This is a genomic window from Sphingobacterium sp. HJSM2_6, assembly GCF_049316305.1.
Taxonomy (GTDB): Bacteria; Bacteroidota; Bacteroidia; order Sphingobacteriales; family Sphingobacteriaceae; genus Sphingobacterium.
In genome coordinates this window covers 106711-121809 of sequence record NZ_JBMOXB010000010.1, presented here as the reverse complement: position 1 = coordinate 121809, position 15099 = coordinate 106711, and the positions used below count along the sequence as shown (strand labels likewise).

Sequence of the window (15099 nt, the reverse complement as noted above, 5' to 3'; positions counted from 1 at the left end):
CTTTAGTTCAAGATAATCAATTTCTTCCAAAGGAAAGCCTAAGCTCAATTTTTAAAACTGCTCAGCTTCGAAAAAACAAAGGGCTGTTTCAAAAGAAACAGCCCTTTAAAAACGTTGAGAAACAATGTTATTACATCATTCCGCCCATGCCGCCACCCATAGGAGGAGCACCAGCTCCAGCAGGATGATCTTCAACTTCATCCGCTAAAACACATTCTGTAGTCAATAACATGGAAGCAACAGAAGCTGCATTCTCTAATGCTACACGTGAAACTTTAGTTGGATCAATTACTCCAGCTGCAATTAAATTCTCATATTTATCCGTACGAGCATTGTATCCGAAATCTGCAGTTCCTTCTTTAACTTTTTGAACGATTACAGCTCCTTCAATTCCTGCATTTGCACAAATTTGACGCAAAGGCTCTTCAATAGCACGTTTGATGATATCAATACCGATTTGTTCGTCCTCATTATCGCCTTTCAGCTCCACTAAGGATTCTACTGCACGAATGAACGCAACACCACCACCAGCAACAATACCTTCTTCTACAGCTGCGCGAGTAGCATGTAATGCATCGTCAACACGGTCTTTCTTCTCTTTCATTTCTACTTCGGTAGTTGCACCTACGTAAAGAACTGCAACACCACCAGATAATTTAGCTAAACGCTCTTGTAGTTTCTCACGATCGTAATCTGAAGTCGTTGTTTCAATTTGAGCACGAATTTGACCAACACGTCCTTTAATATCTTCACCAATTCCAGATCCATTGATAATCGTGGTGTTATCTTTATCAACAACCACTTTTTCTGCTTGACCTAAATAATCAAGTTCAGCATTTTCCAGTTTGAAACCTCTTTCTTCTGAAATTACGGTACCACCTGTTAAGATCGCGATATCTTCTAGCATAGCTTTACGACGATCTCCGAAACCTGGAGCTTTTACCGCTGCCACTTTCAGTGAACCACGGATTTTATTCACGACCAAAGTAGCCAATGCTTCTCCATCTAAATCTTCCGCAATAATCAATAAAGGCTTACCTGTCTGTACTTGTTTTTCTAAAATTGGCAACAATTCTTTCATGTTGCTGATTTTCTTGTCGTAAATTAAGATATATGGATTATCCAATTCTGCTTCCATCTTATCTGAATTCGTAACAAAATACGGGGATAAATAGCCACGATCAAATTGCATACCTTCTACTGTTTTTACTTCAGTTTCAGTACCTTTTGCTTCTTCTACCGTAATTACACCGTCATTACCAACTTTTTCCATTGCTTCTGCAATTAATGAACCGATAATCTCGTCATTGTTTGCTGAAATAGAAGCAACTTGTTTAATTTTGTTATTGTCAGCTCCTACGACTTGAGACTGTGTTTTCAAGTTCGCAACAACTGCAGAAACAGCTTTGTCAATACCACGTTTCAAATCCATTGGATTTGCACCTGCAGCTACCGATTTAATACCTGGAGCTACGATTGCTTGTGCTAATACGGTTGCAGTAGTTGTACCATCACCTGCTTGGTCAGCAGTTTTAGAAGCAACTTCTTTCACCATTTGAGCACCCATATTTTCTAAAGCATCTTTTAATTCGATCTCTTTAGCTACCGTTACACCATCTTTGGTAATTGATGGGGAACCAAATTTTTTCTCAATAATTACATTACGTCCTTTTGGTCCTAATGTTACTTTTACTGCATTAGCTAAAATGTCAACGCCTTTTTTCAGCGCGTCACGTGCTTCAACATTATATTTTACTAGTTTTGCCATGGTTTAATTGAATTGATTTTATGATGTATAAACACCAATAAAATGGGTTATACGACCAATGAAAATTATATTATTTTTTAATGGGTTACAGTACAGCGTAGATATCAGCCTCACGCATGATTAAATATTCTTTACCTTCATAAGTAATTTCTGTACCAGCATATTTTCCATATAACACTTTATCACCAACTTGTACAGTAAGGGGTTCTTCTGGTTTACCAGTTCCAACTGCTACTATAGTACCTTGAGATGGTTTTTCTTTTGCAGTGTCTGGGATATAAATTCCTGAAGCTGTCTTTTCTTCTGCAGGAGCAGGTTCAACTACTACTCTGTCTCCAATAGGTTTAATACTTAAAGCCATAATTGTATATCTATTTAATTTTTTTTATATGTATTTTCCAATTAGGCATCACGAACTATGCCAATCCAAATATTCACTTTTTTTTTGTCATTTTTTCATTTCTCAGCCTTTTAACTGACATATTCCAGCTTTCATGGTGTCAAGCTGTCACCAAATATTCCGCAGGTTGAACAGGCTGATTTGCTCTGCGTTTAGCGTATTTCAATATCCCAAGGGACTGGAAATAAAAAACCCTGCTTTTCCAAGCAGGGTTCTTCTATATCTTATTGTTAAATTAAATCTATTTCGTGCTATCAGGAGCTGCTGTCGCTGGTGCAGATGTTGCAGGCGCTGCAGTTTCTGGTGCTAAATTATTATTCAAATTTAAGTTTGGAGTTTGTATTGGAGCCTCAATTTGATCACTTAAACCTCCAGTATTAGAAGAAGTAGTACCAATAATATTGATCGCCACACAAAACACCATTAAGGAAATGATTAAAATCCAAGTTCCTTTTTCTAAAATATCACCAGCGCGTTGAACTCCAATCAAGTTAGCACCTCCAGAAAATCCTGAAGACAAACCACCTCCTTTTGGATTTTGTATTAATACGAAAAACGCCAATAATAAACTAGCAAGAATAATTAGGATAATAAATAAAATGTCCATTTCTATATTTCTTTTATAACTTTTGTTCTAATTCTTTAATTCGGGTCGCAAAATACGATTTTTTTTCTGGATTATCTGCAATTAATTTTACAAATACAGCGATTGCTTTTTCATACAGTCCTTGCGAGATGTAAATATTTGCTAATGTTTCTGTTACTATCTGCAATTGATCCTCCGCACTTTTCCTAGCTTTGTTCTCATTATTTAAAGTCTCGGCTTTTGGAGGCTGAATCTGAGGCTCTTCGCGAATAAATTTTTCGATAACCTCATCTATAGGCTGATTCGATTGATATTCTACCGTTTCCTTTTTATGGGCATCACTAAGCTTATCCTCCGGATTTTGAAGGTGAAAAATATTCTCTCGAATTTGTTGATCTAAAATAGTATCATCCAATTTTCGGTGGTCAAACTGTCCCTTTTGGGGTTTAGGTAAGACGGATTGAATAAATGGTTGATAAGTCTCTGCATGCTCCAACCTCGTTTTATATAACCACCATCGAAAACTGTAAGGCATTAAATCATCATTGTATAAACTAAGTTCTTCCTCGTCTTGAGTTTTTACATTAGCTTCTAATTCTTGCGCTTCTTCTTCAGGATATTCCCGTTCGATATGATAGGCTATCGCAGGTTCAAAGACAGGTTCTTCCCTTTCATTATCCCGACTAGTATCCTTCACGGCATCGGCTTCCGAAGATATGACATCCACTTCATCCTTATATTCAACTTCTTCATGAGGGATTTCTTCTTCAGCAATAGGCCTTGTAAAATCCTGCAATTCAACAAGCTCATCCACCGAAACGTCCAGCGTCTCTTCCAATTCCACAAAGGCTATATATTCATCAGAATGCACTTCAATTTCTGGAATTTCAAGTATTGGTTTCTGAAGATAGTCCCTTAACCAAAAGGAATTATAGGCATATAACAATGTCTTTTGCCTATCCACTTCCTGGCCCTCTAATTGTTTTTTACGCTCATAAGCAAACAAAATAGGTTGCGCAAACGGATATTTAGCAAGCAAGTTCTGAAATTCAGCCTCACCTACTTCCAATGGGTTTTCTAGTACTTTTTTAAATAGTTGTTGATTATCCATCTTGGTTAAAGCGCTAATTTACCAATTATTAAATGCTTTATTAAAGATATCTTCGGTAAGCATCTTAATTATCTCTGTATTAAGCGTACTTTCTTGGTTACTAACCTCTCCACGAAACTCCTTAAACTGAGTGAAAGACTGCTCGAAATCACTCTGCCCAGTGTCATCCATTTTGTTGATATACTTAACTTTTACGGTGATAGAGAGTCTATTTAAGGCTGCCATATCTGTTCCTGCCTCTACTGCTGCTGGCGCAATGGTATAAGCTGTAATAACCCCTTCAAAATGCGCATCTCCATCCTGATTCACTTGACTTAACCTAGATTGTGTACGTATTCGCTCTTTCAATCCTTCCGTAAAACTCTGACTCAATGTATTGGAAACCAAAGGAGCTATATTTTCAAAAAATGACACCGAATACGTTTTCATATTATCTGGAATTTTACTTCCGCCTAGGCTATACCTTACTCCACAGCCTTGAATAATGAACAACATAAACACGGTTAACAGAAGGAACTTCATCTTGGTCATACGCTTCAACATATATTTCAATTAATCGAGGTTTAAATCTTTAATTTTCCGATATAAAGTACGCTCTGAAATACCTAATTCATGAGCAGCTGCCTTTCTTTTGCCCTTATGTTTTTTCAAAGCTTTCTTAATCAAATCTGACTCTTTATCCATTAAGGACAAAGACTCTTCAACTTCCTCCACATCTTGTGTATCGTATGATAAATAATCATTGCTTGTCGAATTATTTTGATTCGGATTATGAATAGTTATCGTTGAGGACTGATTCACGGGATATTCATCGGCTACTAATGCCGCTGGATTCGGACGAACCTCTTGATACAGCTGATTAATATAAGGCGAATTTTGTTCCATCGTTCCAGGATTAAAACCTTTCTGAATTAATTCTACCACCAATTTTTTCAAATCCACCATATCCTTCTTCATGTCAAAAAGAACTTTATACAACAAGTCTCTTTCGGAGAAGTTTTCTTTATTCTGATCTTTTATAGCCATGGGAAGACTACTGTGCGCTTCCGTTGGAAGATAATGTCCTAGCACGCCTCCATTTACTACACGTTCTTTCTCTAGAACGGCAATTTGTTCAGCAATATTTTTAAGTTGCCTCACATTTCCAGGCCAAGAATAATTTTTCAACACTTCCTGCGCATCCTCTGTCAACTGAATTCCTGGAGTCCGGTATTTATCGGCAAAATCCACAACAAATTTTCTAAACAACAAGTTGATATCTTCTTTACGTTCACGTAAAGCAGGAATTCGAAGTGGAACTGTATTTAAACGATAATATAAATCCTCGCGAAATTTTCCTTTTTTAACCGCTTCAAATACATCTACATTCGTAGCAGCAACAACACGAACGTTCGTTTTCTGCACTTTAGAAGATCCTACACGAATATATTCACCTGTTTCAAGTACCCGCAGTAATCTCGCTTGTGTACCTATCGGCAATTCACCTACCTCATCTAAAAAAATTGTTCCCCCATCAACGACTTCAAAATATCCTTTTCTGGCTTCGTGCGCTCCTGTAAACGACCCTTTTTCATGACCAAACAATTCGGAATCAATCGTACCTTCTGGTATAGCACCACAATTGACCGCTATAAACGGCCCATGCTTCCGTGTACTTAATTGATGGATAATATGGGAGAACACTTCTTTTCCCGAACCACTTTCGCCTTGAATGAGTACAGATATATCCGTTGGAGCGACTTGTCTCGCAATGTCAATAGCACGATTTAATAATGGTGAATTACCAATTATTCCAAATCTATTCTTAATATCTTGATGATCCATTCGTATAGAACCGTTTTTGGTATTAATCTACAATTTTTCCAATTAATGTTGCTGAGGTACAGCTTAACCCTAAAACTTCCACATAGTCACCCACTTGATAACGGGCGTCAACTGGAAAAACAACCATGGTATTTTGATCATTACGACCGCAAAAATCTTGGTCAGAACGCTTTGAGAACCCCTCTATTAATACTTTGTGGCGATTCCCAACAAATTTCTGAAGACGACTCAAACTATGCTCCCTTTGCAAATTGACAACCTCCGTTAAACGTCGCTTTTTAATTTCTTCTGGAATATCATCTGCATATCTTTTTGCCGCCAATGTACCTGGACGTTCCGAATAAGCAAACATATAAGCAAAATCATACTTTACGTATTCCATCATGGACAATGTTTCCAAATGCTCTTCTTCAGTTTCTGTACAGAAACCTGTAATTACGTCTGTAGAAATACCACATGCTGGAATAATCCGACGGATAGCGTCTACACGCTCCATATACCATGCACGATCATATGTTCTATTCATTAAATCCAAAATTCTAGAATTTCCAGATTGAACAGGTAAATGAATATAATTACAAATGTTTTCGTATTTAGCCATCGTGTGCAACACTTCATCGGTGATATCTTTAGGATGTGAAGTCGAAAAGCGTACCCGAAGTTCAGGACTTACATCCGCCACCAACGCTAACAATTGCGCAAAATTAACTTGAGGCTTAGCTTCTTCGCCTTCCCCTACATTTGGTGTATATTTATACGAGTCTACATTCTGACCCAATAAGGTCACTTCCTTATACCCAATATTGAATAAATCTTGGGCTTCTTTTACGATGGATTCTACATCACGACTACGTTCTCTACCTCGTGTAAACGGTACTACACAAAAAGAACACATATTATCGCAGCCCCTCATAATCGAAATAAACGCAGAAATACCGTTCGAATTCAAACGAACTGGACTGATATCTGCATAGGTTTCTTCCCTAGATAAAAGTACATTCACTGCTTTAGCCCCATCATCCACCTGATCGATCAAATTTGGTAAATCGCGGTATGCATCCGGCCCAACAACAACATCGACAAGCTTCTCTTCCTCCAAAAACTTGGCTTTCAAGCGCTCTGCCATACAACCTAACACTCCCACAACCATTCCTGGGTTTTTAGCCTTTGCAGATTCAAATTCTTTCAATCTATTTCTTACCCGCTGCTCCGCATTTTCACGTATAGAACAGGTATTAATAAAAACTACATCTGCCTCCTTATAATCTTTCGTGGTCTCATAACCTTTATCCATCAATATTGAAGCAACAATTTCACTATCAGAAAAATTCATCTGACAGCCGTAACTTTCAATATATAACTTCCGACCTTTCGAAAGCCCCGTAGTTACCAGGTCCAAGGCTTCTCCTTGACGTGATTCATCGTGTGTTTTTGTAGTATGTGATAACTCTAACATAGTCAATTTTCAAAGACCACAAAGTTAAGAATAAATTGCTAAAGAAATGACACTTTGTCAGCAGTTGACCAAAATTTAACAAATCATTTTTTTAGGTTTTACCTAGTTGCCGTATTATTAAACGGCTATTTCCATTTAAAAAACAAAAAGGGGCGCAATTTGCGCCCCTTTACTCTTGATATCGTTAAGCTTATTTAACCGCTTGTTGTTTTGCTTCTTCTTGCATTTTTTTACTTGCAACAATCACAATCTCAACACGACGATTTTCAGCTCTTCCTGCATCTGTATCATTGGAAGAGATAGGCTCTGAATAATTCTTACCTTCTGTTTTAACACGACCTGTTTTCAAACCTTGAGAAACTGCATACGATTTAACAGAAGCTGCGCGAGCCTCCGAAACTTTTTGATTTGCCGATAAGGTTCCTACATTATCCGTATGACCTAATACTAAAATTTCAGTATCTGGCTCTTTATTCAATGTTTCAACCAATTTCGCGATATTGTCTTTTGCCGAAGATTTCAATGCTGAACTATTGAAATCAAATAAGATTCCAGAATCAAATTTTACTAAGATACCTTCACCCACTTGCTCTACCTCTGCACCAGCTACGGTATTTTCAATTTCCTTAGCTTGCTTGTCCATCTTTTTACCTATTAATGTACCTGCAGCACCACCAATGACAGCACCAGCAATAGCACCAACTGCTGTATTTCCAGCTTTATTACCTATTAGAGCGCCAATAGCACCACCTGTGGCGGTTCCTATGACAGCACCTTTTGTTGTACTATTCGTGTTTTGAATGGTTGAACAACTGGAAAACATCATAGCAGAAGTCGCTACAGTTAATCCATAAATTGCTAATCTCTTATTCATTTTCATAATCAAAAATTTATCTTTATTATACTCTTGTTATCTATATAAATTTAATAAGCAATACATTTGCAAAGCCAGTGCCAAATTAAATATAATCGGCCAAACTTAATAGCAATATACTGAATATCAATGTGTTATTTTTCTTGAGTTGGGATTGTTAATTTGGGTAATCGTTGCGGTTGTGGGCGACCTTGCGCATTCCAAGATTTGAATGAATTGGTGATATAAGTCATTAAATCATATTCCCCCCATTTCTCTACCGAGGTTAAGGAAGGCCTATACAACTCCATAAACGATTGCAAATCATCCCCTTCTAATGAAGTCAACCTTGAAACTAAGGTTTTATTGAATATACGATCAACTTTGGTAGCTTCCAACTCCTGGCTCACATACCGTTCAAATCGTTTGGCATTTTTAGCTTCCTTACCAAACAGATTGTATAGCGCCGTCGCTGGGCTAGAAACATAAGTTCCTAAACGATTATGACCACCATTGTATATACCCTTCTTCTCATAATCTTTTAAATATTGATTGAGCTCCGCTTCTTTGGTACTTCGAGTAATAACAATTGTCTCCAAAGTTGTTCCCGCTTGCATATCAACCAAAATATCCTCCAATGTATTGATCACTGTTTTCACAGGACCATACCCCACTTTACTAATGGACAAGGTATCTCCTATTTGTACTTCTATGGTAAACACACCGTAAGAATTACTCACTACTTTAGCTTTGCTTCGTAAATTGGCAATATTAGCTTCACTTACGCGCTCACTTGAGCCCTTCTCCAGTACTAGACCAGATATAACATTATCTTTCTCTTGTGCATAACCTGTAGAAATAGAGATTAACACAAAAAAACATAGAATTAAAATATCTTTAGCTTTACAATACATCAATTTTTAAAGATAATAATACTTTAGACTGCTAAATGTTAAAAAGTTTAAAATTCTTAATTAAGCATAAGGATAAAACACAAAATTAGCCCCCTCTGCAACTATAACAAATAAACACATATATTCATTCGATGCTTTAAATTGCTTTTCAAAATAGGCTTTTTTTTCTGATTTGATAATTCCTCGCTCTACAAATTCCTCCAAAGAACTCGCATGAATAGTCCATGAAGTTCCTAGTTCAGCACGATCCAATATGAGTTCGCCTAAGTCTACTTTTAGCTGATGCGCTATGAATATCGGAAATAAGGTATACCCCTCGGTCACTAATTCGACAGAAACTTCGCGGATAGCATCTTTATAAAATTCCAGGTCTTTTTTCAAACTGACTAATGGACTTGGGCTATCTTTAGACCCCTCACCCTCGTTGCCCTTTTGAAGTAAATCTTGTAAATCCATAACTTATTTTAATCTTAATAACACCACATTTTCAACATGCTGTGTATGTGGGAACATGTCTACTGGTTTAATTCTAACTACCTCATATTTTGACTGTAGCATTTCTAAATCCCTTGCTTGTGTTGCAGCATTACAACTGACATAAACTACTTTAGCACTTTCCATTTCCAAAATACGTTGCACCACATCAGCATGCATTCCCGCTCTTGGCGGATCAGTAATTACCACATCTGGTTTACCATGCAGGGCAATAAATTCCGATGTTAATACATCTTTCATATCTCCAGCAAAAAACTTAGTATTAGCGATCTGATTGATGGAAGAATTTATCTTTGCATCCTCAATTGCAGAAGGTACATATTCCACCCCAATCACCTCTCGAACTGATCGAGCCACAAAGTTGGCAATGGTTCCTGCGCCGGTATATAAGTCATATACGAGTTCATGCCCTTCCAATTCTGCAAATTCCCTCGTAATTTTATAGAGCTCGTATGCCTGTGCCGAGTTGGTTTGATAAAAAGATTTTGGACCTACCTTAAATTTCAATCCTTCCATCTCTTCGTAAATAAAATCTCTCCCTTGGAAAACGTGTATTTCTTGATCAAATATAGTATCGTTACGCTTTTGATTTATGATATACAATAAAGAAGTAATATGAGGCCATTCAGCATGAATATAATCCATCAATTGCTCAACTTGACCTTCCTCAGGATATGCAAACACGACAATAACCATTACTTCACCGGTTGAAGAGGTTCTAATGATTAAATTACGCAATGCTCCTTCATGCTGTTTTAAATCATAAAAGCTAATACCGTTTTGACTTGCAAATGCGTAAATATTATTTCTGAGGGCATTGGATGGATCTTGTTGTAAATAACAATGGTCTATCGCTAATATTTTATCAAAGCGGCCTGGAACATGGAAACCAAGCGCATCCATGGTATTCACTTCTGCAGCTTCATCTAAATTCGTTAACCAGCGTTTGTTGGAAAAAGTATATTCTAATTTATTTCTATAATATGTTTTTTGCTCGGAGCCTAAAATAGGTTCCATGGAAGAAACATCTACTTTGCCAATGCGTGTTAAAGCATTAGCGACCGATTGCTGTTTAAATTTCAGCTGCGCATCATAAGTCATGTGCTGCCATTTACAACCACCGCATATCCCAAAATGTGAACAAAAGGGATCTACACGATATGGGGAAGCTTCGACCACTTCGCTGACTTTTCCTTCCACAAAGTTTTTCTTCTTCCGTTGCAATTCTACATTTACAACATCACCCGGAATAGCTCGTTCTATAAAAAACACAAGTTCATCTTGCTTGCCAACTCCCTTACCTTCCTCTGCGATATCAATAATTGAAATGCCCGAAATAAACTTTTTATCTTGTGGTATCCTTTTTCCCATCGGATTAAAATATGCTTTGTTAAATTAAATTATAATAGCGTTGCCTGAACTAGGTAGGGTAACATCTCCTTTTGGAAGGAAATAAAATTCTTTCTTACATCAGCCTCAGAAACTGCTGTAAATGCAAAAGAAAATACAATGTTTTTACTCGTTTTAATAAGAAAATTCAATCGCTCTTCGGGAATGGTAGATCCTATAGCTTCATTTTGTATAAAAGACCTTAACAAAAGAAATTCTAAATCATCCGACAGGATCTTTAAATACTCCTGGGCATTCGCCGATTCTCGAATAAATTCCCAACCCACAAATTCATTACAAACCGTATATGTCACACGACTAACACGTAAAATCGTATTGGCAAGAAAAGTGGATAAATCTCGCTCATTCACATTTTTATTTAATATATCATATACATTTTCTTGTATATAATCCATTAATACAGCGTGAAGAATTAATTCTTTACTCGCAAAATATTTATAAAATGTCCCTTTTGCAATGTGCGCATTTTTAGACAACTCATTTACACTGGTTTTATTATAGCCATACTTCCTAAACAAATCTCTTGCAGATTTTTTAATTGCTATGACGACTTTATCTTCCATGTAAAAATTTCAATGCGAACCTATCATTAAGCCGGTTCATGCTTATAAAGAGATCATGATTAAAATCTTAACCATGATCTCCAAACTAATTAAATTGTTTCTGTTTCAAACTGAGCCAAGAATCGAACGTCATTTTCAGAAAATAAACGCAAATCCCTGATCTCATATTTTAAGTTGGTTATTCGCTCAATACCCATTCCAAATGCATACCCACTGTATTTTTTACTGTCAATACCACAATTTTCCAATACATTAGGATCAACCATCCCGCAACCTAAAATCTCTACCCAACCCGATTGTTTACACATCTGACATCCTTCTCCCTTACATATACTGCAAGAGATATCCATCTCTGCAGAAGGTTCTGTAAATGGAAAGTACGATGGTCTAAACCTTACTTTGGTATCCTCACCATACAACTCTTTGACAAAATGATATAAGGTTTGTTTTAAATCAGCAAATGAAACATCTTCATCGACATAAAGCCCTTCAATTTGATGAAAAAAACAATGTGCACGAGCAGATATAGCTTCATTACGATAAACTCGTCCTGGCATAATCGCTCGGAAAGGTGGCTGACCAGCCTCCATTAAACGAACTTGTACCGAAGACGTATGTGTACGAAGTACGATGTCATTCCCTTCTTCTTTCTTAACAAAGAATGTATCTTGCATATCACGAGCAGGATGTTCTGGAGCAAAATTTAATGCAGAGAAATTATGCCAATCATCTTCGATTTCATTTCCATCGGCGATAATAAAGCCTAATTTCTTAAAGATATCTACAATTTCTTTTCTGACCAAAGATAATGGATGTCTAGACCCTAACACATAACCTGAACCTGGTAAGGTCAAATCCGTGCGATTAGCTCCCTGATCATCCGTAGAATCTCCTTCAAATTGTTCCAAAGCTTCTGCATAGGAATTTTCGGCAAGCTGTTTGAATTCATTCAAAACCTTACCTAATTCCCGCTTCTCTTCGGAAGAAACTGTTTTAAACTCTTCAAATAAGCCCTTAACGATACCTTTCGATACCAAAAATTTTAACCTGAATGCTTCAACATCTTGTGTAGAAGTTGGCGCGAATGCCTTTATTTCTTCTATATACTGCGTAATCTTATCTTGCAACATGCCTCAAAGATACAGCAAATTTTAAAAAGTAGATGATTTGGTTTGGTATTTAATTAGGTAGATTAAAATGGTAGACCATCATTTTCTTCATCATTCTCCGTAAAATCAACTGTTGCTTCTTTGGTTTCATCGAGGTTCGCATTATTCGAGACCTGACCTTGAGCAGTTGTTTGGGGTTCAAAATCTGAACGACGTCCTAATAAATTAAAACTTTCCGCAACAATTTCCGTGGTGTATCGTCTTACCCCTTCTTTATCTTCATAGGAACGAGTTCTCAATTTCCCTTCTATATAGACTAACTTCCCCTTACTTAAATACTTTACAGCCACATCGGCCAATCCTCGCCATAATACAATATTATGCCATTCGGTTTGTTCGACTCTGCGACCATCTTTACTAAAAGTTTCAGATGTGGCCAATGGAAAACTCGCAACGCTGACATTACCTTCCAAATAACGGATTTCGGGATCTTTCCCTAAATGTCCTACTAAAATAACTTTGTTTACGCCTGACATACAATAATTTAGGATTTAGTTAGCACTAAAATAATACTGCTCAAAAAAAGAGCTCATAAGTTTATGTTTAGCTAATTTATCTATATTTTCTGACAAAATGTAATTCCATTCATTTTTTTTATCCCATGTAGTATTTTCTATATTTATATGATAAAATGATGCGAAAATTGCTTGATGGCTTAATATATGTTTGATAGGCCCAACAATAGGTCTCGGGACCTCATCCCCAAATACCGATTGATATTCAGGCAATTCCATCAAAGCATCTAAAGTGGTATCTGCTGGCGTTTCTATCATCGGCAATTCATATAAATTTGCCCATACATCTTTATCTCCACGCTGCGTCATGAGTATCTCTCCGTTTACCTCTATTAGGAAATAGTGGAAATAGCGATTTTTACTTTTTTTACCTTTAATTTTCTTAGGAAGCAAATGCACGGTTCCTTCTTTGCGTGCTACACATTCCAAACGAAAGATACAGTCCTCACAATTTGGATTTTTAGGTTTACATTGCAAAGCCCCAAAGTCCATAATGGCTTGATTATACTCTCCAGGGTTCTCCAAATCCAATAATTCATGTGCTAGCTTCGTGAAAAGCTTCTTCCCTAACGTACTGTTTATTGGTTCATCTATTCCAAAATACCTCGACAACACGCGAAACACATTGCCATCTACGACCGCATGCGCTGTATTAACCGAAAAAGAAGCGATAGCAGCAGCCGTGTATTCCCCAATACCTGGCAGTTTTAGTAAATCCTTATAAGAGGTCGGAAACTCCCCCTCTTGTTGCTCCAGTACAATTTTGCTTGCTTTGAGCATATTACGCACCCGGGAATAATAACCCAGTCCTTGCCATAACCTTAATAACTCATCTTCTTCTGCCATTGCGAATTTTGTTACAGTTGGGTAAGTCTCAACAAATTTTAAAAAATAAGGCAATCCTTGCTCCACTCGAGTCTGTTGAAGGATGATTTCAGATAACCAAATGATATAGGGATTCCTTGTTTCTCGCCAAGGCAAGGCTCTTTTATGCTGTTGAAACCAACTTAAAATTTTATTCGAAAATGACATGTTGCAAAGATGATAATTATCCCGTTTTCATATTAGCAAAAAGTTATAAAATGTTAAAAAATGATGAATTATTTTTAACAAATCCTATTTTTACGGCCGACTAGAAAAATAGGGAGAATTGTACTATGATAAAACAAAAGACTTCCGTTGTGATTCTTGACTCCAATGGAAAATCGGATAGAAATATCCAAATACCAACCATAATCCTAAAAAACTGGAAATACGTGCTCTGTTCTGCAATCTTTGTGATCTGCTTAATATGTTCGACTATTGTCTATATAGCAACAAAAAAAACGTCTGAACATTACGAGGAAGTATTATCCAAAAAACTGGAAGCATTACAGGAAGCGAAACAATCTCTTGCTGTGGAAGAGGCATCCAACCAACTCAATATTATTCAAATGCAAAAATCATTTGATTCTATTGATAGTACTATTAACCAAATTAATGCCAAAATGCGTAAAAGAGGTTTAAAAGGATTTCCACAAATCACTAAAAATGCTGGTGGGCCTATTGAAGCCGAAGTAGATTGGGAGGAATTAAGTAAATATTACGAGAAAAAATTAAAATCTATCGACAAGAATTTGGCGGGTATCCCGCTAGGAATTCCTCATCATGGTAGAATTTCATCCAATTATGGTTATAGAAGAAATCCTTTTACCAATAGAGGCCTAGAAATGCACTCAGGAATAGATATTTCTGGCAGAATTGGTGAACCCATCAAAGCGACCGCTACAGGAAAAGTGACTCATGCAGGTTATAAAGGACAATATGGTCGTGTGATCATTGTCAAACATAGCAATGGCTGGGAGACTAGGTATGCTCACCTGTCTAGAACTCATGTACGAGTGGGTCAACAAGTGGAAGCTGGACAGATAATAGGAAGCTTAGGAAACACAGGCCGTTCTACTGGCCCACACCTTCACTATGAACTACTGCGAAATGGTAAAAAAATGAATCCAGCACCAACCATGAGGTTCTAAAGGATATCATTCTTACATAA

16 protein-coding genes are annotated in these 15099 nt (G+C 37.0%); 1 reads left to right on the top strand and 15 read right to left on the bottom strand.

Features of this window, described 5'->3' with window-relative positions:
- Positions 1–130: 130 nt before the first annotated feature.
- From groL to mutY, 15 genes are all read right to left on the bottom strand, one after another.
- Positions 131–1768, bottom strand: coding sequence for a chaperonin GroEL (groL, locus tag ACFRAE_RS10635; protein WP_422797136.1), 1638 nt, complete (start codon positions 1766–1768; stop codon positions 131–133).
- Between the two features lie 85 nt (positions 1769–1853).
- Positions 1854–2129, bottom strand: a complete 276-nt coding sequence (locus tag ACFRAE_RS10630; RefSeq protein ID WP_153512622.1) for a co-chaperone GroES — start codon at positions 2127–2129, stop codon at positions 1854–1856.
- A gap of 280 nt (positions 2130–2409) precedes the next feature.
- Positions 2410–2775, bottom strand: a complete 366-nt coding sequence (gene secG / locus ACFRAE_RS10625; RefSeq protein WP_422797135.1) for a preprotein translocase subunit SecG — start codon at positions 2773–2775, stop codon at positions 2410–2412.
- Positions 2776–2788: 13 nt separating this feature from the next.
- A complete protein-coding gene (locus ACFRAE_RS10620; RefSeq protein WP_422797134.1) occupies positions 2789–3865 on the bottom strand; it encodes a hypothetical protein in 1077 nt (358 codons plus the stop codon).
- 18 nt (positions 3866–3883) lie between these two features.
- Complete coding sequence (locus ACFRAE_RS10615; protein WP_422797133.1) at positions 3884–4408, bottom strand: LptE family protein; 525 nt, start codon at positions 4406–4408, stop codon at positions 3884–3886.
- A 9-nt stretch (positions 4409–4417) separates the two neighbouring features.
- The gene (locus tag ACFRAE_RS10610) at positions 4418–5689 is read right to left on the bottom strand and encodes a sigma 54-interacting transcriptional regulator (protein ID WP_422797132.1); all 1272 of its coding nucleotides are present in this window, start codon (positions 5687–5689) and stop codon (positions 4418–4420) included.
- A 22-nt stretch (positions 5690–5711) separates the two neighbouring features.
- A complete protein-coding gene (miaB, locus tag ACFRAE_RS10605) occupies positions 5712–7145 on the bottom strand; it encodes a tRNA (N6-isopentenyl adenosine(37)-C2)-methylthiotransferase MiaB (protein WP_422797131.1) in 1434 nt (477 codons plus the stop codon).
- Between the two features lie 190 nt (positions 7146–7335).
- Entirely contained in the window at positions 7336–8025 is a 690-nt protein-coding gene (locus tag ACFRAE_RS10600) for an OmpA family protein (RefSeq protein WP_422797130.1), read from the bottom strand.
- Positions 8026–8153: 128 nt separating this feature from the next.
- Positions 8154–8912 (bottom strand): hypothetical protein, encoded by a 759-nt coding sequence (locus tag ACFRAE_RS10595; protein ID WP_422797171.1) that lies wholly within the window; start codon positions 8910–8912, stop codon positions 8154–8156.
- Between the two features lie 60 nt (positions 8913–8972).
- The gene (locus tag ACFRAE_RS10590; RefSeq protein ID WP_422797129.1) at positions 8973–9368 is read right to left on the bottom strand and encodes a hypothetical protein; all 396 of its coding nucleotides are present in this window, start codon (positions 9366–9368) and stop codon (positions 8973–8975) included.
- Positions 9369–9371: 3 nt separating this feature from the next.
- Positions 9372–10778, bottom strand: a complete 1407-nt coding sequence (rlmD, locus tag ACFRAE_RS10585; RefSeq protein ID WP_422797128.1) for a 23S rRNA (uracil(1939)-C(5))-methyltransferase RlmD — start codon at positions 10776–10778, stop codon at positions 9372–9374.
- A gap of 29 nt (positions 10779–10807) precedes the next feature.
- Positions 10808–11380: a TetR/AcrR family transcriptional regulator gene (locus tag ACFRAE_RS10580; protein ID WP_422797127.1), complete on the bottom strand. Its 573-nt coding sequence runs from the start codon at positions 11378–11380 to the stop codon at positions 10808–10810.
- Between the two features lie 89 nt (positions 11381–11469).
- Positions 11470–12510 carry a phenylalanine--tRNA ligase subunit alpha gene (pheS, locus tag ACFRAE_RS10575; protein WP_422797126.1) on the bottom strand — a complete coding sequence of 347 codons (1041 nt, stop codon included), beginning with the start codon at positions 12508–12510 and terminating at the stop codon, positions 11470–11472.
- A gap of 62 nt (positions 12511–12572) precedes the next feature.
- Positions 12573–13025, bottom strand: a complete 453-nt coding sequence (locus ACFRAE_RS10570; RefSeq protein WP_422797125.1) for a single-stranded DNA-binding protein — start codon at positions 13023–13025, stop codon at positions 12573–12575.
- 15 nt (positions 13026–13040) lie between these two features.
- Positions 13041–14096: an A/G-specific adenine glycosylase gene (gene mutY, locus ACFRAE_RS10565; RefSeq protein ID WP_422797124.1), complete on the bottom strand. Its 1056-nt coding sequence runs from the start codon at positions 14094–14096 to the stop codon at positions 13041–13043.
- A 125-nt stretch (positions 14097–14221) separates the two neighbouring features.
- Between mutY and ACFRAE_RS10560 the strand changes: the two genes are divergently transcribed.
- A complete protein-coding gene (locus tag ACFRAE_RS10560; protein WP_422797123.1) occupies positions 14222–15079 on the top strand; it encodes a M23 family metallopeptidase in 858 nt (285 codons plus the stop codon).
- Positions 15080–15099 lie beyond the last annotated feature (20 nt).